The 25,646-nt window shown below is 46.8% G+C and carries 20 protein-coding genes; 16 read left to right on the forward strand and 4 right to left on the reverse strand.

Translation table 11 applies throughout. The features are described 5' to 3' along the window. Positions 1-406 precede the first annotated feature (406 nt). Entirely contained in the window at positions 407-2,749 is a 2,343-nt protein-coding gene (locus BM265_RS16535) for an ATP-dependent helicase (protein WP_074963093.1), read from the reverse strand. A gap of 483 nt (positions 2,750-3,232) precedes the next feature. Here BM265_RS16535 and BM265_RS16540 point away from each other — a divergent pair, with 483 nt between their 5' ends. From BM265_RS16540 to BM265_RS16575, 8 genes are all read left to right on the forward strand, one after another. Beyond that, positions 3,233-5,086 (forward strand): ribonuclease J, encoded by a 1,854-nt coding sequence (locus BM265_RS16540; RefSeq protein WP_074963094.1) that lies wholly within the window; start codon positions 3,233-3,235, stop codon positions 5,084-5,086. Between the two features lie 53 nt (positions 5,087-5,139). Further along, entirely contained in the window at positions 5,140-7,158 is a 2,019-nt protein-coding gene (locus tag BM265_RS16545; RefSeq protein WP_074963095.1) for a DHH family phosphoesterase, read from the forward strand. 20 nt (positions 7,159-7,178) lie between these two features. Further along, a complete protein-coding gene (gene rplI, locus BM265_RS16550; protein WP_074834235.1) occupies positions 7,179-7,625 on the forward strand; it encodes a 50S ribosomal protein L9 in 447 nt (148 codons plus the stop codon). Next, positions 7,626-9,002 carry a replicative DNA helicase gene (gene dnaB / locus BM265_RS16555; RefSeq protein WP_074963096.1) on the forward strand — a complete coding sequence of 459 codons (1,377 nt, stop codon included), beginning with the start codon at positions 7,626-7,628 and terminating at the stop codon, positions 9,000-9,002. A 25-nt stretch (positions 9,003-9,027) separates the two neighbouring features. Further along, positions 9,028-10,326: a tRNA lysidine(34) synthetase TilS gene (gene tilS, locus BM265_RS16560; protein ID WP_242940884.1), complete on the forward strand. Its 1,299-nt coding sequence runs from the start codon at positions 9,028-9,030 to the stop codon at positions 10,324-10,326. A 104-nt stretch (positions 10,327-10,430) separates the two neighbouring features. Beyond that, positions 10,431-12,446, forward strand: coding sequence for an ATP-dependent zinc metalloprotease FtsH (ftsH, locus tag BM265_RS16565; RefSeq protein ID WP_074963098.1), 2,016 nt, complete (start codon positions 10,431-10,433; stop codon positions 12,444-12,446). A gap of 121 nt (positions 12,447-12,567) precedes the next feature. After that, positions 12,568-13,338, forward strand: a complete 771-nt coding sequence (locus BM265_RS16570) for a TIGR00282 family metallophosphoesterase (RefSeq protein WP_074963099.1) — start codon at positions 12,568-12,570, stop codon at positions 13,336-13,338. A gap of 97 nt (positions 13,339-13,435) precedes the next feature. Continuing rightward, entirely contained in the window at positions 13,436-13,696 is a 261-nt protein-coding gene (locus BM265_RS16575; protein ID WP_024856859.1) for a stage V sporulation protein S, read from the forward strand. Between the two features lie 93 nt (positions 13,697-13,789). On the opposite strand, the gene BM265_RS16580 is transcribed toward BM265_RS16575, so the two are convergent. Beyond that, complete coding sequence (locus tag BM265_RS16580) at positions 13,790-14,986, reverse strand: acetate/propionate family kinase (RefSeq protein WP_074963100.1); 1,197 nt, start codon at positions 14,984-14,986, stop codon at positions 13,790-13,792. A gap of 180 nt (positions 14,987-15,166) precedes the next feature. Between BM265_RS16580 and BM265_RS16585 the strand changes: the two genes are divergently transcribed. The 5 genes from BM265_RS16585 (at position 15,167) to BM265_RS16605 (ending at position 19,948) form a co-directional block, all read left to right on the forward strand. Next, positions 15,167-16,333 (forward strand): tRNA(Met) cytidine acetate ligase, encoded by a 1,167-nt coding sequence (locus BM265_RS16585; protein WP_074963101.1) that lies wholly within the window; start codon positions 15,167-15,169, stop codon positions 16,331-16,333. 105 nt (positions 16,334-16,438) lie between these two features. Further along, the gene (locus BM265_RS16590; RefSeq protein WP_024856856.1) at positions 16,439-16,708 is read left to right on the forward strand and encodes an ACT domain-containing protein; all 270 of its coding nucleotides are present in this window, start codon (positions 16,439-16,441) and stop codon (positions 16,706-16,708) included. Positions 16,709-16,726: 18 nt separating this feature from the next. Then, on the forward strand, positions 16,727-18,082 hold the full coding sequence (locus BM265_RS16595; RefSeq protein WP_074963102.1) for a PFL family protein: 1,356 nt from the start codon (positions 16,727-16,729) through the stop codon (positions 18,080-18,082). A gap of 219 nt (positions 18,083-18,301) precedes the next feature. After that, positions 18,302-19,081, forward strand: coding sequence for a sugar phosphate isomerase/epimerase family protein (locus tag BM265_RS16600; protein ID WP_074963103.1), 780 nt, complete (start codon positions 18,302-18,304; stop codon positions 19,079-19,081). Between the two features lie 3 nt (positions 19,082-19,084). Next, on the forward strand, positions 19,085-19,948 hold the full coding sequence (locus BM265_RS16605; RefSeq protein ID WP_074963104.1) for a histidinol-phosphatase HisJ family protein: 864 nt from the start codon (positions 19,085-19,087) through the stop codon (positions 19,946-19,948). Here the strand turns inward: BM265_RS16605 and BM265_RS16610 are convergent. Beyond that, positions 19,937-20,392 (reverse strand): sigma-70 family RNA polymerase sigma factor, encoded by a 456-nt coding sequence (locus BM265_RS16610; RefSeq protein ID WP_242940885.1) that lies wholly within the window; start codon positions 20,390-20,392, stop codon positions 19,937-19,939. The two genes, BM265_RS16605 and BM265_RS16610, sit on opposite strands and share 12 nt — an antisense overlap. A gap of 364 nt (positions 20,393-20,756) precedes the next feature. Between BM265_RS16610 and BM265_RS16615 the strand changes: the two genes are divergently transcribed. The 3 genes from BM265_RS16615 to BM265_RS16625 are packed head-to-tail and all read left to right on the forward strand — an operon-like array spanning position 20,757 to position 23,662. Then, complete coding sequence (locus BM265_RS16615; protein ID WP_074963105.1) at positions 20,757-21,305, forward strand: cysteine hydrolase family protein; 549 nt, start codon at positions 20,757-20,759, stop codon at positions 21,303-21,305. Continuing rightward, entirely contained in the window at positions 21,272-22,123 is an 852-nt protein-coding gene (locus BM265_RS16620; RefSeq protein ID WP_242940886.1) for a ribose-phosphate diphosphokinase, read from the forward strand. Before BM265_RS16615 ends, BM265_RS16620 begins: the two co-directional genes overlap by 34 nt. An 18-nt stretch (positions 22,124-22,141) precedes the next feature. Then, positions 22,142-23,662, forward strand: coding sequence for a nicotinamide phosphoribosyltransferase domain-containing protein (locus BM265_RS16625; RefSeq protein WP_074963107.1), 1,521 nt, complete (start codon positions 22,142-22,144; stop codon positions 23,660-23,662). 478 nt (positions 23,663-24,140) lie between these two features. Here BM265_RS16625 and BM265_RS16630 read toward each other — a convergent pair whose 3' ends face one another. Then, on the reverse strand, positions 24,141-25,307 hold the full coding sequence (locus tag BM265_RS16630) for an MFS transporter (protein WP_074963108.1): 1,167 nt from the start codon (positions 25,305-25,307) through the stop codon (positions 24,141-24,143). Between the last annotated feature and the right edge of the window lie 339 nt (positions 25,308-25,646).

Raw genomic sequence — 25,646 nt, forward strand, 5'->3', positions numbered from 1 at the left:
TGAAAAAGAGTCGTTCATGTAGCCGTAGATGAGTATCTTCATCATGATATCCTCGGGTATGGCGCCATTCCACTTGCTTACTATCGTGTATTCTTCTTTTTGATAGATCTCATCTATAACATTGCTCAATACTCTGACAGGTGAGCTTTCTTCGATGTAGATCTCATAATTCATGTTAAGACGCACTTGACAATTTCTCATTTTTGTGGTACAATCCTTTCGTTGGTTTGATGTTATATTTGCAATTACATTATACCACAAAATGAGACGCCTGGCACTACCTTTTTGGTGTGTCAGGCGTCTTTTTCTTTGTTGGGGCTGCAACAGCCCCTTTGTGTTATGTATATTTGTTTAGCGGTTGATAGTTAACGGCTTTATTGCCCCATGAAAAAGTATTCTTATGCATTCAGATCTTTTTCGGCTTGGCAAAATTAGCGAAGATCTTCTTTGTGCCAACTTTTTCAAAGGCAATTTCAAGCATTGTGTCACCTGCCATGGGTGTTACCCCGACTATCGTACCCTCGCCGAACTTTTTATGCATTACTTTTTCGCCTACGCTGTAAGTCTCTGCAGGTTCGCTGGATTTAGCTTTTGCTGAATTGTACATCGCCATCTGTCTGCCCAGGGGAATATCTCCCGAACGGCGCTGGGTCTGCTTAGTGTCAAGCTTAGGTACTTGCTTATCGATGTTCTCGGCGGGAAGTTCTTTTATAAACTGTGATTCGCGGTTGTACTGGGTGCTTCCGTATATCATACGCTCGCCTGCGTATACGAGGTGAAGCTGTTCCTTGGCGCGGGTTATTGCCACATATGCAAGGCGGCGTTCTTCTTCGAGTTCTGATTCTGAATCTCTGCTTCGGCTGGATGGGAACACGTTGTCCTCCATACCTGCCACGAATACCACGGGGAATTCCAGACCCTTTGCGGCGTGCATGGTCATCAGTGCAACATAATCGCCTGTTTCGTCAAGGGTGTCGATATCGGTATAAAGTGCGACTTCTTCAAGGAAACCGTCAAGGGAAGGCTCTTCCGCTTCTTCCTCGTATTTTGCCATTGTCGATTTAAGCTCGGCGATATTTTCAAGACGCATCTCGCCCTCGACACCCTGCTGTTTCATCAGTGCACCGTAGCCTGTTTTTTCGACCACTGCATCCAGAAGTTCGGGAAGACTGGCTTTCTCTGAAAACTCCGAAAGGTCGTCTATCATGAATGCAAATTCCGTCAGTGACTTGGATTTTTTTGACAGCGGCACATATTCGGTGGAATGTTCCATAACGTAGATGGGGTCTTCACCAAGGTCTGAGGATACCTGTATCACCGTGCGGACAGTGGCATCGCCCATACCGCGTTTGGGTTCGTTGATTATCCTCTGAAGCCTGAAAGTATCGGCATGATTGGCGATAACACCGAGGTATGCAAGGATATCCTTTATTTCCTTGCGCTCGTAGAATTTCAGTCCGCCGAAGATTTTGTAGGGGATACTAGCTTTTATCATCGCCTGTTCAAGTGCGTTTGACTGGGCATTCATTCGGTAGAGCACGGCATGGTCGCCCCAGCGCCTGCCGTTGTCATTGTTTTCTGTTATCGTCCTTGCAATGTAGGAAGCTTCATCACGCTCATTCATGGACTTGTGAACGATGACTTTTTCGCCGTCGCCGCAGTCGGTCCAGAGGTTTTTGCCTTTTCTGCCCACATTATTGCTGATTAGCTTGTTTGCGCAGGTAAGGATGTTCTGGGTGGAGCGGTAGTTCTGTTCAAGTTTGATAACATCGTCAGCCGAACAGCCGAATTCTTCCTCAAAGTTCAGGATATTTTCGATGGTAGCGCCGCGGAAGCGGTAAATGCTCTGGTCATCATCGCCCACAACGCAGATGTTTCCGAATTTTTTCGACAATAGCGAAACAAGCCTGAACTGAACGCGGTTGGTATCCTGATACTCGTCCACCATGATGTACTTATAAAGGTTCTGGTAGTGGTCCAGGACATCTGGGCAGTTTTCAAAAAGCGTCACGGTATGGCAGATTATGTCATCAAAATCCATGGCATTATTGGCAAGAAGTTCCTGCTGATACTTTTTATATACCTTTGCTACAGAGCTTTTAAAATAGTCGCCCACAGCGTCCTTTGCAAATTCCTCGGGAGTTATCATGGAATCCTTTGCGTGGGATATCTCGCTCATTACTGTCTTTACGGGAAACATTTTTTCATCTATATCCAGTGCACGCATGGCCGATTTTATCACGCGCTTTGAATCGTCTGTATCGTAAATGGCAAAGCTTGAAGTAAACCCGATATTAGTACATTCGCGCCTTAAAATACGCACGCAGGCGGAGTGGAAAGTGGCGGCAACGATGCCTCTGCCTTCCTCGCCTAGAATTTTTTCGATACGCTCTTTGAGTTCACCTGCGGCTTTGTTTGTAAAGGTTATAGCGAGGATATTCCAAGGTCTTACCTGCCTTGTGCCGATAATTGCGGCAAGTTTTCTGCCGTCATCTGTCCTGCCCTCGGCATAATCCTCGATAAATGCAGATTCTTCATCGGTAAAGGTCTGCCCTGTGGTATTGTAGGCATCACCGAAATGTATCATATTTGCTATCCTGTTGATAAGCACGGTGGTCTTTCCGCTGCCTGCACCCGCAAGTATCAGCAGAGGTCCGTTCACACGGAACACAGCTTTCTGCTGCATTGGGTTCATTCTGCTGAAAAATCTTTCAAGTGCCTGTTTTTTTAATATATCAATATCTTTCATCTGTATACCTCCGTTATCTCAGACATATATTATAACACATCGGCAGGATTTTGAAAAGGGGGCAAATGAAAATTTTTGAAGCATCGGTTTTTGAGTACAACTAATTTCCCTGATGCAGACTTTCGAGAATATGCACTTGACATTCGGTCAAAAATAGAGTAAAATATAATAAGATATTTTTGTTCGGATACAATCCCGCCTGAAACAGGGCGGACTCTGTCGGTGGTTTCGTCTAATCATTCGTCTATCAAAGGGATATCCATTCATCCCAAAACTGCCGCTCATGTCCTTATATAATGGGACTGCACTTATTCTAACGGAAAAATCAAATACATTGACGGGATACGTTTTCCCGCAGGAAAGGAGCTTTTTGCGCTCCTTAAAGCAAACGGCACATATTCATTATCATGCATTCATATTTTTGGGTGCTGATGTGAAAAATTATATGTCGTTTACTATGGTGCGCATTTTTGCAGATCAATCATGAATAATAACAATTCTAACAACGGAAAAAGAAAGCCATCAAAACGTTACGTACAGGGTAAAGGAAAGATCAGAGGAGTGCCGTTAAAGCGAGGTGCAGATAATAAGCAGGGAGCGGAACCCTCACAGGCTAAGCTTCGTCCCAACGGCAGGGGACAGCGTGGAAATAACAACAAACAGCAGGAACAGCGTCGTACTCCCGTAAAGATAATCCCTCTGGGCGGTCTCAATGAGATAGGCAAGAACTTTACTGTCATTGAGTGTTCAAACGATATGTTCGTTATCGACTGCGGTCTGGCATTCCCCGACAGCGAGATGCTGGGTGTTGATATTGTTATACCGGATTTTTCCTATGTTGAGAAGAATATTGAAAAGCTTCGCGGAGTAGTTATCACTCACGGACACGAAGACCATATCGGCGGACTGCCTTATTTTCTGAAAAAGTTCCCAAACACTCCTGTTTACGGTACAAGGCTGACTATCGGACTTATCGAGGGCAAGCTTCGTGAACACGCGCTTCTTGATAGTGTAAAGCTTAATACCGTGACACCTCGTCAGACCATCAGAATGGGCTGTATGGCGGTGGAATTCATCAGGGTGAACCATTCCATACCCGATTCAGTGGGCATGGCAATACACACTCCCGCAGGTATTCTGATACACACAGGCGACTTCAAAGTCGATTATACTCCCATTGAGGGCGGAATCATCGACCTGCCCAGATTTGCAGAACTTGGAAATAAGGGTGTTCTCGCACTGATGTCAGATTCTACCAACTCGGAGCGACCCGGATACACCGCAAGCGAGCGCAAAGTCGGAGATAATCTGGAAATGCTGTTTGCAAAGGCTGAGGGCAAGCGTATAATAATCGCTACTTTCGCATCCAATATCCACAGAGTTCAGCAGATAATCAACAATGCTGTCAATACAGGCCGTAAGGTAGCTGTATCGGGCAGAAGCATGGTGAATGTTATAAGCGTGGGCATCGAACTGGGCTACCTTAAAGTGCCTGACGGCGTGCTTATAGATATTGATATGATAGGCAGGTATCTGCCAGAGCAGATAGTTCTCGTTACAACGGGCAGCCAGGGCGAGCCTATGTCCGCTCTTTCGAGAATGTCCATGAACGAGCACCGAAAGGTCAGCATAACCCCTCAGGATTTCATCATAATATCTGCTAACCCCATACCCGGCAATGAAAAGCTGGTAACAAGGGTAGTTAATGACCTTATGAAGCTTGGAGCAGAAGTCGTTTACGAGAAGATGTACGAGGTACACGTTTCGGGACACGCCTGTCAGGAAGAGCAGAAGCTGATGCTTTCAATAACCAAGCCCAAGTTCTTTATACCTGTGCATGGTGAATTCAAGCACCTGATGAAGCATAAGCAGACGGCCATGAGCGTGGGCATACCTGAGGATAATATCATTATCGCGGGTATCGGTGACGTTATCGAGACCGATGGTGTGGATATGAATATCGCGGGTCAGGTGCCTGCTGGCAGAGTGCTTGTTGACGGTCTGGGTGTTGGCGATGTTGGCGCTATCGTGCTGAGAGACAGAAAGCATCTGGCTGAGGATGGTCTTATCATTGCAGTTGCTACCATAGACAGGACAGTGGGCGAGATACTTGCAGGTCCCGACCTTGTTTCCAGAGGATTTGTATACGTCCGTGAGAGCGAGGAACTTATGAATGAAGCTAAAGAGCTTCTCACCGAAACTCTGCAGAACTGTCTTGACAGCAATATGCACGAATGGAATGCCATCAAGGGCAGGATGAAAGATAATCTTTCGGATTTCATTTTTACCAAGACAAAGAGAAGTCCTATGATACTGCCCATAATTATGGAGATATAGAAACTGTCAATTGTTGAACAGAATAAAGGATCAAGCAAAGGAGTTGACTGGCAGTGAAAAAGAACAAAAGCTTTCTCATGCTGTTGTCCGCGACGATGGGTGTCATCTCGCTGACAGCGCTGATAGGAGCTTTTATGCTGCGCTCGACTGAGGAGAAAAGAGGAGCGGGAAGCGTACTGATACTGATATGCGTAGTTAGCATACTGCTGCTTCTGCTGGAAGCTTTCATATTCAGAAATCAGACTACGAAATATACCACAAAGCTCGCGTCACAGCTGATCAGAACTCAGCGTGATTCAATGCTGCATTTCCCTGCGCCCTGCGTTATTCTCGACAGCGATGAAACTATCATGTGGTATAACAGGCTGTTTGAAAAGCAGGTCTATTCCGAGGATTCATACGGAGATCATCTGGAAAACATCATGAATATCGACCTTGAACGTGCCTTTGAAGAGGACGGGTGTCAGATATGTGTGAACAAACGGTACTATATCGCCAAGGCTGTGCGCACAGACCTTAAAAACGGTCTTTCGATGGTATATTTCAAGGATATCACAGATTATACCGAACTGAGATATGATGCATATCAGTCCCATAACAGCGTGATAATCATAGTTATCGATAACTATGACGCGATGATGTCTGATATCAGGGATACTGAAAAGGCTCACGTAGCGGTGGAGATAGAAAAGTTGATGGAAAGCTTCCTTGAGGGAACGAATGCCATAGCCAAAAAGATATCGGATGACAAGTTCTATGTTTTTATGGAGGAAAGATATCTCTCACGTAAGATAGAGAACAGGTTCAGGATACTTGAAGAAGCAAGGCAGATACGTATCGGCGGAAAATCCAATGTTACGCTTTCGATTGGTGTCGGCAGGGAAGGCAAGGGTCTTGACGAGTGCGAAAAGCTGGCTAAACAGGCGCTGGAGCTTTGTCAGGGACGTGGCGGAGATCAGGCAGCTTACCGTGATAACGGCGAGTTCAGGTTCTTCGGCGGCGTTTCTACAGGTGCTGATAACAATAACAGAGTCAAGATGAGAGTATTTGCCGAGACTCTTATGGAGATAATCAGACCGGGAAGTATCGAGAGCATAGGTAATTACAGGGCTGACGGCGATGCGGGACAGGGATTCCGCAGAGTGCTGATAATGGGTCACAGATTTGGCGACCTGGACAGCGTAGGTTCAGCTACTGGACTGTGCTGTGCTTTGAGAGAGCTTGTTAGCGAGTGCTACGTTGTTGTTGATAAGGAGAAGAATCTCGCAAAGTCGCTTATAGACTATATCGACGAAAACTGCGATATGCCGTACTACATAACACCTCAGCAAGGTCTTGACAGGCTTGACAGCGATACCCTTGTTATAGTGGTGGATACTCATAATCCGGAGCTTGTTGAATCAAGGGAAATGATAGAGCGTGCTAAGAATATCGTTGTCATAGACCACCACAGGCGTATGGTCAACGGTATAGAACCGCTGATAGCACAGTGTCTTGAACCGGGTGCTTCCTCGGCGGCTGAGCTTGTAACTGAGATAATCGAGCTTTGGGGCGACAGAACAACTATCGATGCTTATGCCGCTGAAGCTCTGCTTTCGGGCATAATGCTGGATACAAAGTATTTTGTAATGAAAACGGGCGTCACAACTTTTGAGACGGCAGCTTTCCTTAAAAAGATGGGAGCGGATACCATCGCAGTAAAGCAGATGTTCGCAAATTCCATCGAAACTTATCACGAAAAATCCAAGGTCATCAATTCGGCGGAGATCTACCGTGGATGCGCTATCGCGCGTGCTGACGGCAGCTTTGCGAACGTAAGGGTCGCAGCTTCTCAGGCTGCGGACGAAATGCTTGGCATAACCGGAGTTTGTGCTTCGTTTGTTATGTACAAGCAGGGCGATACGGTTAACATCTCGGCGAGAAGTATGGGCAAATTTAATGTTCAGGTGATCATGGAGGCACTGGGCGGCGGTGGTCATCTTACGATGGCAGCAGCTCAGATAAAGGCCGATATCGAGTCAGCCGACAGGCAGCTCAGAGAGGTCATTGATGATTTTATCAAAAATATGTAAACCAGAAAGGTGTGTTCAAAATGAAAGTTATTTTACTTAAAGATGTTAAAGGTTCGGGCAAGGCAGGAGATACACTGAACGTTGCTGACGGATATGCAAGAAATTTCCTTATCGCAAAGGGTCTGGCTGTTGAGGCTAACTCCAAGAACCTCAACGATCTTGCAGGCAAGAAGGCTTCTGCTCAGCACAAGATAGATGTTGAGACCGCTGATAACAAGGCTATCGCTGATAAGATCGCTGATAAAGAGGTCGTTATCAAGGCTAAGGCAGGTCAGGGCGGAAAGCTCTTCGGTGCTGTTACATCAGGTGTTGTGGCTGATGCTCTTAAAGATCAGTACGGCGTTGATGTTGACAAGAAGAAGATCGCACTGAGCTCGGATATCAAGGCATTCGGTGATTTCACTGCGGCTGTAAAGATGTCACACGGTGTATCCTGCAGCATCAAGGTAAAAGTTGTGGAGGAATAAATGGCTGACATTAGCGATTTCAATGCAGTCAGCGGTTCAGATCTCCCCGGAAGGTCACTGCCATACAGTCAGGAGGCTGAGGAAGCTGTCATAGGCTGTGTGCTGCTTGACCCCGTGGAGTGCCGCGAAAAGGCGATGGAGATGCTCAAACCTGAGCATTTCTACCGTCCCAAACATCAGCAGATATTCTCCATAATGATGAGAATGTTCACCACCGGCAAGGCTGAGGACGTTGTAACTGTCGTAGATGAAGCTGTCAACGCGGGTATCTTCGAGAATTCCTCAATGGCGATGAAGTACCTCTACGGTTTGATGGACAACGTTCCCTCAACCAAGAATATCGAGAGCTACTGCAACATCATTTTGCAAAAAGCGCAGCTGCGTTCGCTGATGAATGTTGCTAACGAGATAATCGCAAGCGTCAGTGACGGTGCAGGCGACCCGAAAGCACTTCTTGACAGCGCAGAACAGAAGATATTCAGCATTAGGCAGGGTAGGGACTTACAGGGTCTTACCAGGATAAGCGATGTCATCGTTGAAAATTTCCATCATCTGACAGAGATATCCGGTCCCGATGCCGAGAAGTATCAGGGCGCAAGATCGGGTTTTTCTCAGCTTGACCATGTTACCACGGGTCTTCAGAAGACCGACCTTATAGTTCTTGCGGCTCGTCCTGCAATGGGTAAGTCGGCATTCGCCCTGAACATCGCGGTGAACTGCTGCAAAGCCACTAAAAGGGACGTTGCTATATTCTCCCTCGAAATGGGTAAAGAACAGCTTGTTGGCAGAATGCTGGCTTCGGAGGGTAAGGTAAACAACACTCTGCTGAGAAACGGCGAGATGAAAGACGAGGACTGGACGAAGCTTGCCGAGGCTGCCGATGTACTTTCGCAGCTGCCCATATACCTCGATGACGGTGCGGGCGGCGTTACCGTGCCGCAGATGAAAGCAAAGCTCAGAAGACTGAATAATCTGGGTCTTGTGGTCATAGACTATATACAGCTGATGGAATCACCAAACAAGCACAGCAGCCGTGTTAACGAAGTTTCTGAGATAACGCGTCAGATAAAGCTTATGGCAAAGGAGCTGAGTGTGCCTGTTATCGCACTTTCGCAGCTTTCCCGTAACGCCGAGAAGCGTGACGATAAACGTCCTCTTCTTTCAGACCTGAGAGAATCGGGATCTATCGAGCAGGACGCTGATATCATACTGTTTTTGTACCGTGATGCCTATTATTCAGATTCAAAGGAAGATCAGACAGTGGCTGAATGCATCGTGGCAAAAAACAGACACGGTCAGCTTGGTACGATCAAACTCAGCTGGATAGGCGAGTATACATTGTTCAGAGGATTGGAATTCAGAAAAGATGAAAAGTGAGCTTGTTCAGAGAGTCGGTCGGACGATGGAAAAATATCATATGGCTCATAAGAGCGAGCGCTTGCTGGTCGGGCTTTCGGGCGGGGCAGACAGCGTTGCGCTCCTTTTGTGTTTGTATGAGCTGGGCTATGACATCTGTGCCTGCCACGTAAATCACTGCATACGCGGTGAGGAAGCTGATAGAGATCAGCATTTCTGTGAAGAACTGTGCCGCGGTCTGGGGATCGAGATAACTGTCAAAAGGGTAGACGTTCCAGCTTTTTGCAGGGAAAATCCCGTTTCCGAAGAGGAAGGTGCAAGACTGTTAAGATATAAAGCTTTACAGGAAATCGGCGCCGATAAGATATGTACAGCTCATAACCTTGATGACTGTTTGGAGACTACGCTGTTCAATCTGGCGAGAGGATCTGGACTTAAAGGAATAGCTTCGATTCCGCCTGTCAGGGAGAATATTATCCGTCCGCTTATAGAGTGCAGTCGCGCCGATATCGAGAGCTTTCTGGCAGAAAAAGGTCAGAGCTTCGTAACGGATTCGACTAATCTGCTGGATGAGTATTCACGAAACAAGCTGAGACACAAGGTAGTACCTGTTCTGCGGGAGATAAATCCATCACTTATGGAAACTTTTGCTAAAACCCTCGGATTTCTGAGGGAAGACAGTGCATATCTTGAAAGGCTTGCTGATGAAGCCTTTGAAAAAGTCACCTGTGGGGACGGCTATTCCTGCAAGATGATAAGAGAACTGGATTATCCCGTAAGGCGCAGAGTTATTATGCGTATACTGGCAAAGTACGATATCGAAGTCGGACAGGATAAGATAGAGATTATTGAAAAGCTTGTAAATCAGGGCGGTAAAGCAAATGTCAAGGCAAATTGCTTTGCATATACAAAATCCGGAGTGCTGTATGTGTTCACCGAGAAAAACGACGAAGATATCCAGCAGGACGAGGTTATGATCGAGCCTGAAAGTGTTGTTGACTGGCAGGGAAGGTCTGTAAGTTTTAAATTGGTAATAATTGACGGGAAATTTGAAAATGTTAATAAAAAGTTTGCAAATTCTTGTCTGGATTATGATAAAATAAAAGGTGTTATTGTATTGAGAAAACGCAGGGCGGGGGACAGGGTCACGCTTGTCAACCGTCAGCACAGCTCCGATGTCAGAGTGCTGATGAAACAGGGATTTCCTGTGCATAAGCGAGATTCGGCAGTTATCCTCGCTGATGATGAGGGCATAGTCCTTGCAGAGAATTTCGGCGCAGCTGACAGAGTAAGGATAGACAGCAGTACGAGAAGAGTATTGATATTTGAAGTTATTGGTGAATAACTCGATTTTATGACTTTACTTTCACACTGTTTTCACAGAAAGGGTCTATAATTATCCGATAAGGCTGATAATAACACAAATTTAGAACAAAAGGTCGTGATAAATTGAAAAACGGAGGAAAATCTCTTCTGATCTATCTTGTGGTTTCCATATGCATAATCACAGGTCTGGTCTATATGCTGATGAGCATGAGCACCAAGAGCGATGAAGTAAAGTATTCTGAGGTAATGGGATACTTTGACGCTCTGGAAGTATGTGAGTTCAAGCTCGATCTCGGTTCCGGTGAGTTGAAATATAAGCTCAAGAAAGATCCCGAGACTGAGCACAACTATAAAGTACCCAATGTTTCACTGTTCGTGAACGAGGTGCTGGGCGGCGAGGAAGCCGTCAACTACCGTCTGAAATATGACGCTGAAAACCCTAAGGATCCCCTGCAGTACGATCTGGTGCCCATATCGGACAACAGCTTCTGGCTGAATCTTATACCCACATTCCTGATGCTGGGTGTTATGATATTCTTCTTCGTATTCATGATGAAGAGCGCCGGCGGCGGAAAGATGTCGGGCTTCGGCAAGACTAATGCCAGACTGGCTCCCAGCAGCAAGAAGGCTACTTTTGCCGATGTTGCAGGCGCTGACGAAGAAAAGGAAGAACTGAAGGAAATCGTTGATTTCCTTAAGGATAACAGAAAATATGCCGAGATAGGCGCGAGGATACCCAAAGGCGTTCTGCTTCTGGGACCTCCCGGTACAGGTAAGACATTGCTTGCAAGAGCTGTTGCGGGTGAGGCTAACGTGCCTTTCTTCTCCATATCGGGTTCCGATTTCGTTGAGATGTTCGTCGGCGTGGGTGCATCCCGTGTACGTGACCTTTTTGAGCAGGCAAAGAAGAGCGCTCCGTCTATCATATTCATAGACGAGATCGATGCTGTCGGCAGACAGAGAGGTGCAGGTCTTGGCGGCGGTCACGATGAACGTGAGCAGACCCTTAACCAGCTGCTGGTTGAGATGGACGGCTTTGAGGACAACGAGTCCGTCATCGTTATGGCAGCAACCAACAGACGTGATATACTTGACCCCGCTCTGCTGAGACCGGGCAGATTTGACAGGCAGATACTTGTCAGCTACCCCGATATCAAGGGCAGGGAAGAGATACTGAAAGTTCACACCAAGAACAAGCCTCTTGCACCTGATGTTAGTCTGGAGACAATTGCCAAGACTACAGTCGGTTTCACAGGCGCTGATCTTGAAAACCTTGCAAACGAAGCATCACTGCTGGCTGCAAGGAAGAACAAGAAGGCTATCACCAAGGCTGATATGGAAGAAGCAGCTATCAAGGTAGTTGCAGGTCCCGAGAAGAGATCCAAGGTGGTATCCGAGGCTGAAAAGAGACTTACTGCTTACCACGAGGCAGGTCACGCTATCTGCACTTATTACTGCCAGAAAGCTGACAAAGTTCATCAGGTTACTATTATCCCGAGAGGTCAGGCAGGCGGTTTCACCATGAGCCTTCCAGAAAAGGATAAGTCTTTTGTAAGCAAGAACGAGATGTACAACAACATTGTAGTTCTGCTTGGCGGCCGTGTTGCTGAAAAGCTGATACTCGATGATATCTCCACAGGTGCTTCAAACGATCTGGAAAGAGCTACCGCTACCGCCAGAAACATGGTAACAAGGTACGGTTTCAGTGATAATCTGGGACCTGTGGTTTACGGTCAGGGCGAGCACGAGGTATTCCTGGGCAGAGATTACACCAATACTCCCAGCTATTCCGATAATGTTGCTGCTGAGATCGATAACGAGATCAGGACAATAGTTGAGACTGCTTTCGAGCAGGCTGAAACTCTGCTGAAAGAGCATATCGATCAGTTGCATCTGGTAGCCAAGTATCTTATGAAGAACGAGAAGATCGACGGCATCAAGTTTGAAAAGCTGATGAAGGGCGAGCTTCCCGAATCTGAATTTGAGGACAACGTAAAGGATACAGTTGAGGATATCGAGGTCAAGGATACCGTTGAGGAGATCGTGACCGATGAAGTTAAGGATACTGTTGATGAAGCAGAGATCTCCGAGAGCACAAGTGTTTCTCTTGGCAAGGATAGCAAGGACAGCATCGAATAAGATAATTATGAGCCGATATCGGGAACGGTATCGGCTTTTTTGTTGACAGCTATTGATTTTTCTTTGCGGAAGTAGTATAATGATTTTAAATTTTATGATGTATGGAATATGAGGTAAAGATATGAACCTGTTGTTTATTGGCGATGTTGTGGGCAGTTCAGGTACGGATTTTCTGGAAGAACAGCTTTATGGGATAAAAAGAAAGTATAATATTGATGTAACGGTGGTCAACGGTGAGAATTCGGCTCAGGGCAACGGCATAACGCCAATGTCCTTTGACAGGCTTATCAGCATGGGCGTTGATGTTGTAACTACAGGCAATCATTGCTTCCGTCGGCGTGAAGTAATGGAGCTTTATGACAGCAGTGAGTTCCTGCTGCGTCCTGCAAATTTTCCCGAAGGTGTTGCAGGCAGGGGAGTAGCTGTCATCGACCTTTGTCCTATAAAGATAGCTGTTGTGAATCTCATGGGCACGATGTACATGGAAGCCCTTGACAATCCCTTCACCGAGATAGACAAGATACTTGACGGTATCGACACCCCAAATATCTTTGTTGATTTTCATGCTGAGGCAACAAGCGAGAAAAAAGCCATGGGGCACTATCTCAAAGGCCGAGTTACTGCTGTTATGGGAACTCATACCCATGTGCAGACGGCTGATGAGGTTATCCTCGGCGGACACACCGCCTATATCACCGATGTTGGCATGACAGGTCCCGAGCTTTCTGTGCTGGGAGTCGACAGCGATATTGTGATAGATAAGTTCAGATATCATCGACCTGTGAAGTTCACCGAGAGTGATTCACCCTGTTTTCTGAATGGTGTGGTGGTCAGCTTCGATGAAAAATCGGGAAAATCTACAAATATAACAAGGATTATTAGTCGCAAATAACAAAAAAGACGAATGCCTATTGCAAAAATTTCCAATATGTAGTATAATGGTATTGCTGTGAAGCGCAAAACGTTTTCATAAAAAGGAGGGATAGATGGTGGAGGTTTTGAAAGTTTCATCACGATCTGTACCTAATTCAGTAGCAGGCGCTATTTCAGGCGTGATAAGGGAGCAGGGCTCAGTCGAAGTTCAGGCTGTCGGCGCAGGCGCTGCAAATCAGGCGATCAAGGCTATTGCGATAGCAAGAGGTTATCTTGCACCTGTCGGCATAGATATGATCTGCGTTCCCGCATTCGCTAATGTTGTTATCGACGGCGAGGAAAGAACAGCTATCAAGCTTATCTGTGAACAGAGATGATAATTACAGCACGGGGTCTTCTCCGTGCTTTTTCTTTTTTACTAAAAAACGCCCCTGTGTAAACTTACACAGGGGTGTTTGGGTTATTGAATATTACTTGGAAATCAGTGCGAGAGTATCTCTTGCGATCAGCAGTTCCTCGTTGGTAGGTATTACGTATACCTTGACCTTGGAATCAGCAGTGGAGATCTCTACCAGCTTGCCGCGGCAGTTGTTCTTCTCTGCATCGATCTTGATGCCCAGGAACTCCAGACCCTCACAAGCGTCAGCTCTAACTTCGGGAGCATTCTCACCGATACCGCCTGTGAACAGAACAGCGTCAACGCCGCCCATAGCAGCAGCATAAGAACCGATGTACTTCTTGATCTGATATGTAAGCATCTCGTTAACAGCCTGAGCCTGCTCGTTGCCCTCAGCAGCAGCCTTCTGGATATCTCTGTTATCAGAGCTGATGCCCGAAACGCCAAGGAAACCGGACTGCTTGTTCATGTAAGCTGTCATCTCATCGGGAGTGAAGCCCTTCTTCTTTGCTACGAACTCAACAGCGGAGGGGTCAACAGCGCCGCAGCGTGTACCCATTACCAGACCGTCCAGAGGAGTGAAGCCCATGGAAGTATCAACGGACTTGCCGCCGTCAACAGCTGTGATGGAAGAACCGTTGCCAAGGTGGCAGGAAACTATCTTCAGTTCCTCGGGCTTCTTGCCCATAACCTTAGCCAGCTCGCCGGAAACGAATCTGTGAGAAGTACCGTGGAAGCCGTACTTTCTTACGTGCAGATCCTTGTAGCATTCATAGGGCAGACCATAGAGGTAAGCCTTTCTGGGCATTGTTGCGTGGAAAGCAGTATCGAATACAACTGCCTGAGGAGTACCCTCGGGAAGAACTGCCTTACATGCTCTCAGTGCCAGTGCGTGGGGGTGATTGTGAACAGGTGCCAGCTCAGCCAGGCTGTCGATCTTGTCGATAACTTCGTCGGTAACAGCGCAGGTCTCTCTGAATATCTCAGCGCCCTGTACTATTCTGTGGCCTACTGCGGAGATCTCGTCCATAGAATCGATGACTTTGGTGTCACCGCTTGTCAGTATCTCTACCAGCTTCTCAAAAGCTTCGGTGTGGGTAGGGAAGTTGCAGTCAGCCTCATAGCTTCTGCCGTCGCCTGTCTTGGCGCTTACGTGACCATCGATACCTATACGGTCACAGTTGCCCTTTGCGATAACGCTCTCGTCCTCCATGTTCAGCAGCTGATACTTCAGCGAAGAGGAACCAGCATTTACTACCAGAATTTTCATTGGAAAAACTCCTCTCAATTTATAGATGGATATTATATCGGGCTTGACAATCCTGCCCTGATATCATATAATATTAGTATAACAATTTTTGTGATAAATTGCAAGTCTGTTTTGCTTAAATATACATATTGCACAATAGTTATTCTATGAATTTGTTAATGACCCTCGGGAGGTGAAGCTATGAAAATTGCTGGAGTAGTAGCCGAGTATAACCCCTTTCACAACGGACACAAATATCACCTGGAAGAGACACGACGTATGGGTGCGACGCATATAGTTGTCGTGATGAGCGGTGCCGCCGTTCAGCGCGGTGATACGGCGATAGCGGACAAGTATTTCCGTGCTAAAACGGCTGTGGAGAACGGAGCTGACCTTGTCATCGAACTTCCATGCCCATATTCCTGTTCAAGCGCCGAACGTTTTGCCAGAGGTGCTGTGCAGATACTTGCGGGATTTGGCGAAAACGGTGTTTCCATGCTTTCTTTCGGCTGTGAGGACGACGATATATCACTTCTCGAAAAGGCGGCTGAGATATCCGCTGGACTGGACGATTCCGAACAGGTAAAGGAAATGCTTGAAAACGGTGTGCCATATCCTGCCGCGGTAGCTTCAGCAACGGGGATACCTGAAATAAAGGCGCTTTTTGACAAGCCAAACAATATGCTGGCAGTGGAGTACATAAAGGCGCTAAAGAATTATGCTCCCTGGATAACTCCAACGGCGGTGAAGAGAAAGGGCGCAGAACACGACAGCGGCATCGTTTCGGTCGATATCGCCAGCGCTTCACATATCCGAAGGCTTATAGCAGATGGGGAAGACTATTCTGCGTTTGTACCGAATACTCTTGAAAGCGAGCCTTACCTTATAAAGAACGCGGACAAGGCTCTGCTTATGAAGATAATGACGGCTTCATCTTCCGAGATACAGCGTCTGCCCGATGTTTCCACCCATCTGGCAAGAAGATTCGTCAACACCCGTGAGACTAAATGCGAGCTGATACGCACTCCCGATGATTTTGCAGAACAGTTTAAACACAAGGCGGTGACTCTTGCAAGGGTCAGGAGAATGATGATGTATCTGGCGCTTGGGGTGACTTCCCACGACTTTTTCGATGTGCCCTACGGCAGGATACTCGCCCTGAATGACAGAGGGCGGGAGATATTCTCAGCCTGCGGAAATATGTCTATGAAGTTCGCAACTTCTCTGGCGGAGCTTGAAAAGCTTTCTTCAAGGGCAGCAAGGATATCCGAACTTGAAAGGAACGCGGCTTCATTCCAGCAGATGTGCGTAAGCGGTGCTCCCGACTTCAAAAGCGAGTACACCAGAAAGATAGTGCTTACACGGTGATATCCACGTTAATAGAATGTTTATAAAATATACTATTGGCAAAATAGTTATAATGTGTTATAATTAATAGGTTAAAAAAGATATGACAGAAAGGCGGTTTTATATATGAGAGCAGTTGTAACTGTTATCGGCAAGGATACTGTTGGTATACTTGCAAAGGTCAGCACCAAGTGTGCAGAGCTCAATGCTAACGTGGAGGAGGTTACTCAGTCCGTTCTGCAGGAGCTTTTCGCTATGATCATGGTAGTTGATATCTCCAAGCTTACTTCGGATTTTGCTACCCTCAGCGACAGCCTTACAGCCCTGGGCGATGAGCTGGGCGTTAAGGTACACGTTATGCACGAGGATATTTTCAACTGTATGCACCATATTTGATAAGGGGATATCTGTAAAATGATAAATGTATATGACATTCTTGAAACAATACGCATGATACAGGACGATTGTCTTGACATACGTACAATAACCATGGGCATATCCCTGCTTGACTGTATCGACAGCGATATCGACAAGGCTTGTGAAAAGGTCTATGAGAAGATAACCACCAAGGCTAAGGATCTTGTTAAGGTGGGCGAGCAGATAGAGAAGGAGCTTGGCATACCGATTATCAACAAGCGTATCTCAGTTACTCCTATCGCTATCATTTCCGCTGCCTGCAAGGGTTCTCCCGTTAAGTTTGCACACGCTATGGACAGGGCTGCAAAGACTGTTGGTGTTAACCTTATCGGCGGTTATTCAGCACTTGTGCCCAAGGGCTTCTCTGCAGGTGATGTTGAGCTGATAAAGTCCATACCCGAGGCTCTTGCCACTACCGAGAGAGTTTGCTCTTCGGTAAATATCGGTTCTACCAAGACAGGTATCAATCTTGATGCTGTAAAGATGATGGGCGGAATTATCCGCGAGTGCGCTGAAAAGACCGTAGATCAGGCTTGCTTCGGTGCAGCCAAGCTGGTAGTATTCTGTAATGCCGTTGAGGATAACCCCTTCATGGCAGGTGCTTTCCACGGTGTTGGTGAGCCTGACTGCATGATAAATGTAGGTGTTTCAGGCCCCGGCGTTGTAAGAGCTGCTCTTAAAAAGTATCCCGATGCTGATATCACAGGCATCGCTGATGTTATAAAGGAAATTTCCTACAAGATAACCCGCGTTGGTCAGCTTGTTGGTACTATCGCTTCTGAAAGACTGGGCGTTCCTTTCGGTATCGTTGACCTTTCACTTGCGCCTACTCCTGCTGTGGGTGACTCAGTTGCTCATATTCTTGAGGAGATAGGTCTTGAAAAGTGCGGTACTCACGGTACTACTGCTTGTCTTGCTATGCTCAATGACGCTGTAAAGAAGGGCGGCGTAATGGCTTGCTCTCGCATCGGAGGACTTTCAGGCGCATTCATTCCCGTATCCGAGGATGCAGGCATGATAGCTGCTGCAAAGAGCGGTGCGCTTTGCATTGAGAAGCTTGAAGCTATGACCGCAGTATGCTCTGTTGGTCTGGATATGATAGTTGTTCCCGGTGATACACCTGCTGATACCCTTTCTGCTATCATCGCAGACGAAGCTGCTATCGGTATGGTAAACTGCAAGACTACTGCTGTCAGAGTTATCCCCGCTATTGGCAAGAACGTTGGCGAGGAGCTTGACTGGGGCGGTCTGTTCGGATGTGGGCCTGTAATGCCGCTGAAGAAAGAATCTGCAAGCAAATTCATAAACAGAGGCGGTCAGATACCTGCACCTCTGCATTCGCTGAAAAACTGATATTATTACCTGCGTCTGTTACTCTGCCGCGTTTGTTTCCGCATCTGGCGGACGGATGCGGCTTATGGCAGATGCGGGTATTTTTATAGCATACGACATTAGAAATTTCACTTTGAGAACAAGGAAAGTCCGATATATGCTTTTGCGAAGTTCAAAAAGTATCGATCTCAATGTCGTTTACTGCATATTCGCAGGCTGAGACTATGTTTGGAGGGAAATATGAAGCTAAATATGTTCGCGGATTTTACTTCCGCAATACCGCTTGAAGAACGTCTTGCAATAATAAAGGAACATGGCTTTGACGGCGTAATGCTGGGATTTTCCGAGGAATACAGGCATACGCAGTTTGAGCTTGCTGACAAGGCGGGTCTTGAGGTTGAGAATGTCCACTCGCCATTTGACAGAATGAATTCTCTGTGGGAAAAGCGCAGTGACAGTACCGCCATCTACAACCGCACTGCGGATTGCATCAGGATCTGCGCGGAGAACAATGTGGACAAGATAGTTGTTCACCCCACGGATGGTCTTGTGCCGCCTCAGGTGACTGTCTTTGGCATGAAAAATTTTGACGGACTGATCTCCACTGCGGCGAATTATGGTATCAAACTGCTTTTTGAGAATATCCAGCTCCCCGATTTTCTTGATGTTCTTTTTGATAAGTTCGGAAAAAGCGAAAGCGTGGGATTCTGCTACGATGTTGGTCACGAAAACTGCTTCACTAAAGGCGACGACAGGCTTACGAAACACGGCAGTCTTTTAGAGGCTCTGCATATCCATGATAATGACGGAAATTCAGATTCCCATATGCTGCCTTTTGACGGTAATATCGACTATGAGCCTTTTGCGAAAAAGCTGAAAACTCTGGGATATGAGGGTGCGTTGTCGCTGGAGGTCTTCAAGGACAGGTCTGAGCAGTATGCGCAGATGACTCCTTCTGAGTTTGTTAAAAGGGCTAAACAGGCAGCACAGAAGCTGGATACTCTGATTGCGGGGGCATAGTAAATGGAAAAGATATTGCTTGATATGCACACCCACAGCAGTTTTTCACCCGATGCTGAGGACAGTGCCGAGGCGATGTGTCTTCGTGCTTCTGAACTTGGATTATCGGTTTATGCCCTGACCGATCACTGCGATGTTAATTTCTGGCATCCTGCGGAGCATTATTTCGGGAACATGGAAGATGTCATCGATGCGATGATGTATGGTTCAGGAAAATATGCCCTTGACAGTATAACCGAGCAAGTGTCTTTGCGTGAAAAATTCCGTGGAAAGCTTGATATCATCGTGGGTGTTGAGATGGGTCAGCCCATGCAGGATAAGGAAAGGGCGCAGGAACTTTCCGGGGACGATCGTATTGATTTTATAATCGGCTCCCACCACATGAATGTCGGCGTTGATGATTTCTATTATCTCGATTACGGAAAAATGTCCGATGCTGAGATAAGCTCTCTGCTGAATGACTGCTTTATGCAAACCTTGGATATGTGCCGCTACTCTAATTTTGATGTCCTCGGACACCTTACCTATCCTCTCAGATACATCTGCGGGGAGTACGGCAGAGAGGTAGATTTAGGCGCTTACGAAGAAATTATCAGGGAGATTTTCAAAACACTTATCTCCCGCGGAAAGGGTATCGAGATAAACACCTCGGGTCTGCGGCAGAAGTACGGCAGGACCTTTCCTGATTTTGTTACCGTGAAGCTTTACCGCGAACTCGGCGGCGAGATACTCACCATCGGTTCAGATGCTCACAGGACTGGCGACCTAGGCAAAGGCATACCTGATGGCATCGAGCTTGCTAAGGCGGCGGGATTTGAGTACGTTTCATATTTCAAAAAGCGTGAAGCTCAATTCTTAAAGCTGTGATTTGATCCTGTCCAGAGCGGTTTTTTCAATGCGTGAGACCTGTGCTTGTGATATCCCGATCTCGCGGGCGACTTCCATCTGAGTGTGTCCTTTGAAATAACGGAGAAAAAGGATGTTTTTCTCTCGTGGCCGCAGTGATTTCATGGCTTCTTTCATAGTGAGTTCTTCCAGCCAGCTTCGGTCGTCGGTGCCGTCGCATATCTGGTCGGCTATATATAATGAATCTCCGCCCTCGGTGTAAACAGGTTCGTAAATAGACACAGGGTCGGTGACGGATTCCAGTGCCGTGACGATATCCCCGCGCTTTTCACCTGTTATCTCTGTTATCTCGTCGATGGTGGGTTCACGCTGATTTTCTGCGATAAAGTTTTCTTTTGCCTGCATGACTTTGTAGGCAAGGTCGCGGAGAGAACGGCTCACTCTTATAGGTCGGAAATCCCGCATATAGCGCTTTATTTCTCCCAATATCATTGGCACAGCGTTGTAAAGTCGAAAAAATATGCAGTCCATGCATTTGCGTGGGCTGCTTTTTTATAGCAATATCCATGTTGACATTTTACCCGTGTTATTATATAATGTTAACAATATTGTTGTATATCGGACATAACTAATGTTGTTTATCACGATAAAATTTCTTCCCCAGCCGATTGATATGCGAGAATTGTATATTCTGTTCGCAATGAACAAAATGATGCACTCAAATTTGTTGAATCAGTCCTGTTGACAAAAGGGGAGTATAGTGCTATAATGATAACAACAAAAAGATACAAACTAATGGTTACGAAGAAAACGAAAGGACGGTATCATTATGAAGATCTTGGTTGCGATAGACCTGCAAAAGGATTTTACAAACGGCGTTCTCGGTAATGCCGAATGTGATGCGGCAGCTGACAAGGCAGCAAAGAGGATAGCTGCTTTCCGTGAGGAACAGCCCGATGTTCCTGTGGTGTTCACTCTTGATACTCACGCTGAAAATTATATGGAAACTCAGGAGGGTAAAAATCTTCCTGTTGTACACTGCATACGCGGCACCGAGGGGTGGAAGCTTGATCCCCGCATTGAGGCAGTCAGAAAGGAAAATGATATCCTTGTTGAAAAGCCCGCGTTTGGTTCTGCTGAACTTCCCGAAGTACTGAAAAAGCTGGCTGAAGGCAGGAAGATCGAGGCGATAGAATTTATCGGAGTATGCACAGATATCTGTGTTATCTCCAACGCGATGATAGTTAAAGCCGCATTCCCCGAAGTACCCATAGTGATAACCGCTGAATGCTGTGCGGGTGTAACTCCCGAAAGCCACGAGAACGCCCTCAGCGCAATGGCTGTATGTCAGATGAAGATAGAAAGGAATGGTATCTGATGCTTAGCTACCGTATAGACAACGGCGGATTTATCGACCTGAAAATAGAAAACTATCCCGACGGCACAATGAAGATATACCTTGTTCCCGCTGATGAATGCAGCCGCGTGGATATCAGCTGGCACTACGAGAACGAACTTGAACAGATGCAGCTGTACTATATTGTCAGCAACCTGAAAGAACGCTTCCCGAAAGCAGAATTCACGCTGTTCATGCCATATCTTCCCAATGCCCGAATGGACAGAGTTTACGCTGATATGGAAGTATTCACGCTGAAATACTTTTGCAGGTTCATAAATTCCATGGGCTTTGATAAGGTGACTGTGCTGGATGTTCACTCCAGCGTTGGCGCGGCGCTTATCGACAGAGTTGTCAATCTTTCGCCCAAGGATTATATCCTGAAAGCTATGGAAGAAGCAGGATTCTCCTTTGATGAGGATTATCTGTTCTTCCCCGATGAGGGTTCGATGAAAAGATATTCTTCCATGTTCACCGCGAAGCACGTAGGCTTCGGTATAAAGAAGAGAGACTGGTCTACCGGCAAGATACTCGGCCTTGAAGTTGAGGGGGATGACCCCGCAGGCAGGAATATTTTTATCATCGATGATATTTGCGCTTACGGCGGAACAGTGTACTATTCGGCGCAGAAACTCAAAGAACTTGGTTGCGGTGATATCAGCGTTTTTTTCAGCCACTGTGAAGATTCCATAGCAAAGGGCAAGCTGTTTGAATGCGGCATGATAAAGAACATCTATACCACCGATTCAATATGCACTCTGCCCGATAACAGCATACTCAAAAAGATAAAGCTTGACTGATTTGAAAGAAGGATTAGTATGAAAGGCATAAACGCAGCACTGATGTGTGATTTTTACAAGATAGTCCACAGAGATATGATAAACCAAAAAATGACAAAGTCCATGTCTTACTATACTCCCAGAATGAGCCGCGTTAAGCGCTGGGATAAGGTCGTAATGTTTGGTTTGCAGATGTTCTGCAAGACCTGGCTGATCGACTATTTCAACGAGAATTTCTTTGAAGTTCCCGAAGAGGAGATAGTTGCTGATTATCAGAGGATACTGGATAATTCTTTCGGCAAGGGCATTTACAATACTACCTCGATAGTTGAACTTCACAGACTGGGCTATCTGCCGCTGGAGATCATCGCACTGCCCGAGGGTACCCTCGTACCGATACACGTTCCCATGTTTGGTATAACCAATACTCACCCCGATTTTGCGTGGCTCCCGCAGGCACTTGAAAGCCTTATCTCCGCTGAAATGTGGTATCCACAGATAACTGCCACCGTGGGCAAGACCTACCGCGATATAGTTGACAAGTACTACGGTCTCACCTGTGATGACGATATCCCCCGCGCTAAGGCACTTGGTTCTTTCGATTTCCGCGGAGACCAGGGACTTGACGCTGCGCTGAAAGCTGCTGCGGGCTGGTGTATGTCTTTCGTGAATACAGCTACCGTCCCCGCTATACCTTATCTTGAAAAGATGTTCGGGGCAGATTGCACCAAGGAAGCCGTTGCATACGGCGCTGTCAGCACCGAACACTTTGTAATGTGCTCGAATTTCGCAGTTGACGGCGACGAGGAAACATTCCTCAGAAAAATGCTGACAGAACTCTATCCCAATACAAGCTTTTCGGCGGTGCTGGATTCCTACGACTACTGGAACGTCATCGACAATATCCTGCCGAAACTCCACGATGAGATAATGGCTCACAATGGCTGTATGCTTATGAGAGGAGATTCGGGCGACTGCGTTGAGGTTGTAACAAAGACAGTCTTCAAGCTTTGGAAGCAGTTCGGCGGAACTGTGAACAGCAAGGGCTTCAAGGTGCTTGACCCTCATGTAAAGGCTATCTACGGCGACAGCATAACAGTACAGCGCTGCGAGCAGATCTATGAGATACTGATGAAGAACGGCTTTGCCTGCTCGAATGTTGCACTGGGTGTCGGATCGTTCTCGATGCACTGCATTGAAGAGGTGGAGGAAATGACCCTTACAGCTGAGGACGGTCAGAAGTTCGTCGGCAAAGCTACGATTCTCAAACCCTTTACCCGCGATACTTTCTCCAGCTGCATTAAGGCTTGCTATGCTGAGATAGACGGCAGGGAATATCCGATATTCAAAGATCCCAAGGAGGGCGGTTTCAAGAAGAGCCAGAAAGGTCTGTGCTACGTTTACCGAAATGAGAACGGCGAACTTGCATACAAGGACGGCTATGTCGGCAGCACGATACCCGAGGGTAATCTGCTTGAAACGGTGTTCAAGGACGGCAAGCTGGTAAAGGAATATACACTCAGCGATATCAGGAATAGGCTGAATGATAACGCGTTCTGATGGAGTTGAGAGATAGCAATGCTGTAAATACTGCCAAAGAGACAAAGCGCGGTTTATGCGACTGCGTCGGCATATGCCTCGCGCTAGCAGGCTTGCGGAGAGCTCGAGAGGCAGAGCCTCTCGGTCAAGGCACAAAAGTGACGCGGCAAGAGTGCCATAAATAGAACAGAAAACTTCCGACTAAATAGGGCGCGGCAATAACAAAAATTCGAGCGTGGACAAACTAATGTCCACGCTCTTTCTATCCGCATAAATATATTGCCGCGCCCGCTGTCAAACAGCGAAGCGTCTTTGACAGCTCGACCCGCAAGGGGCGACTTTGCCTACCAAAGTACGTTGTATAAGAGCACCGCACTCTGCAGCATTATAAACGGCTACCTGTCAACCACGAAATCAACTTTGTTGGTATAGCGGATATTTGTCATGTGCGATAGTTTCAAAGCTCTCCTCTTTGGCAGTTACCGCAAGATCCTATTTTTCATCGTATATCCTTAGCTCGTTTAACCGAGAATTTCAGCACATACAGCATAGCGCACATCAACACAGCACATATTGGCAGGACAGTCATAGCTTTGCCATAGCCCACATTTTCCACCAGCGAACCGAAAAATGCATTGAATCCGATATCGAAAAATGTGGCTATGCTGAGTATCAAACCTGTTGCAGTTCCTGCTTTGGAGCGGTCATAGAAACTGCCAATAAGCATCACGAGGAGCGGATATATAACCGAGAATGCAAGTCCCGATGCACCGAAGAAAAGCAGTCCGTTTTTGCCAAGCGCTACACCCAGGGTGTGCAGTACAGCTCCCAAAGATGAGCATATAAGCAGCATTTTGAATACGCCTACTTTGTCAATAAAAGGCGCCAGCGCCAGTCTTGCAACGGTAAGTCCACCGTAAAAGAGCGAAAGGTACATAGCAGCTTTCTGCACGGTGAAACCCAGATGCACACTGCCATAAGAGGTCAGCCAGTTCATCAGACCGTGTTCGGCGATGAAGTAACAGCCGCATATCATTATAAGCAGAAAAGTCGCGGGATCTCTGAGCATATCGGAGTACCCGCCGCTTTGCTTTTCGGTTTTTTCAGGGTCGGGGAGTTTCATGGTCATCAGCAGTATAAAGCTTGCCGCCGCTATCGCAAGTATTATCCCGTTTGCGATATGCCATGTAGTGAGTTTATCCGCAAAACGTCCTCCCACATTCTGCGAGGTGAATATACCCACGCCCTGCAAAAAGTTGAATACGTTCACGAAAAGGGCAGGGGGTGCAAAAAGCAGGGGAGTTATGATATTTACCGAGGTTGAAAGCATTGTGGAGCCGCCCATGGAGAATATCATCGCCGCAAGCAGGATATAGTAGTTTTCCGTGAAAACATATGTGGCAAGCGCCGCCGACCACAAAAGCAGAACTCCTCCGATGAAGCGTTTGCGTGGTAGCCTGTCGGAAAGATATCCGCCTATGGAAAGAAAAAGCAGATTTCCGATGTAACTAACCATTATTATTCGTCCCGCCTGAGGTTCGCTGAGTGAAAATGCTGTGCGGAACTGTGGGAGAAAAACTCCCCTGAGTGCATCAGAAGCGGCGGTTATGGTCATGACCAGCGCGCAGAAAAGCATGTCTGTCAGCCTGCGTTCTTTTTTCTCCATAAATATCCTCCTCAAAATATCTTGTAAAATCTCGTAAATACTCGCGAAATCTCAGTATTTCATAAAGTTATGTTCAAGAAATGAACCAAGTTATGGATGATCCAAAGCATTGAATGCCGGATTTAACGTTATCAGGGTATAGCAAACAAAACGTCTTGAGAGATCTGTTTTGACAGCCTTGATGCGACCCATATCCGTTACGGCAGCAAACCTCCTCTGTCCAACGGGATCATTCGTCACGTGAAGTCCCAACTTCCTTCGTTCTGCCTATCCATAACAGGGCGTCGGCGCAGCTCCATTGCGAGGTCATGCCCCTTGGTAATAATTCCTGCCGACTGC

Source organism: Hominimerdicola alba (genome assembly GCF_900112155.1).
Lineage (GTDB): Bacteria > Bacillota > Clostridia > Oscillospirales > Ruminococcaceae > Hominimerdicola > Hominimerdicola alba_D.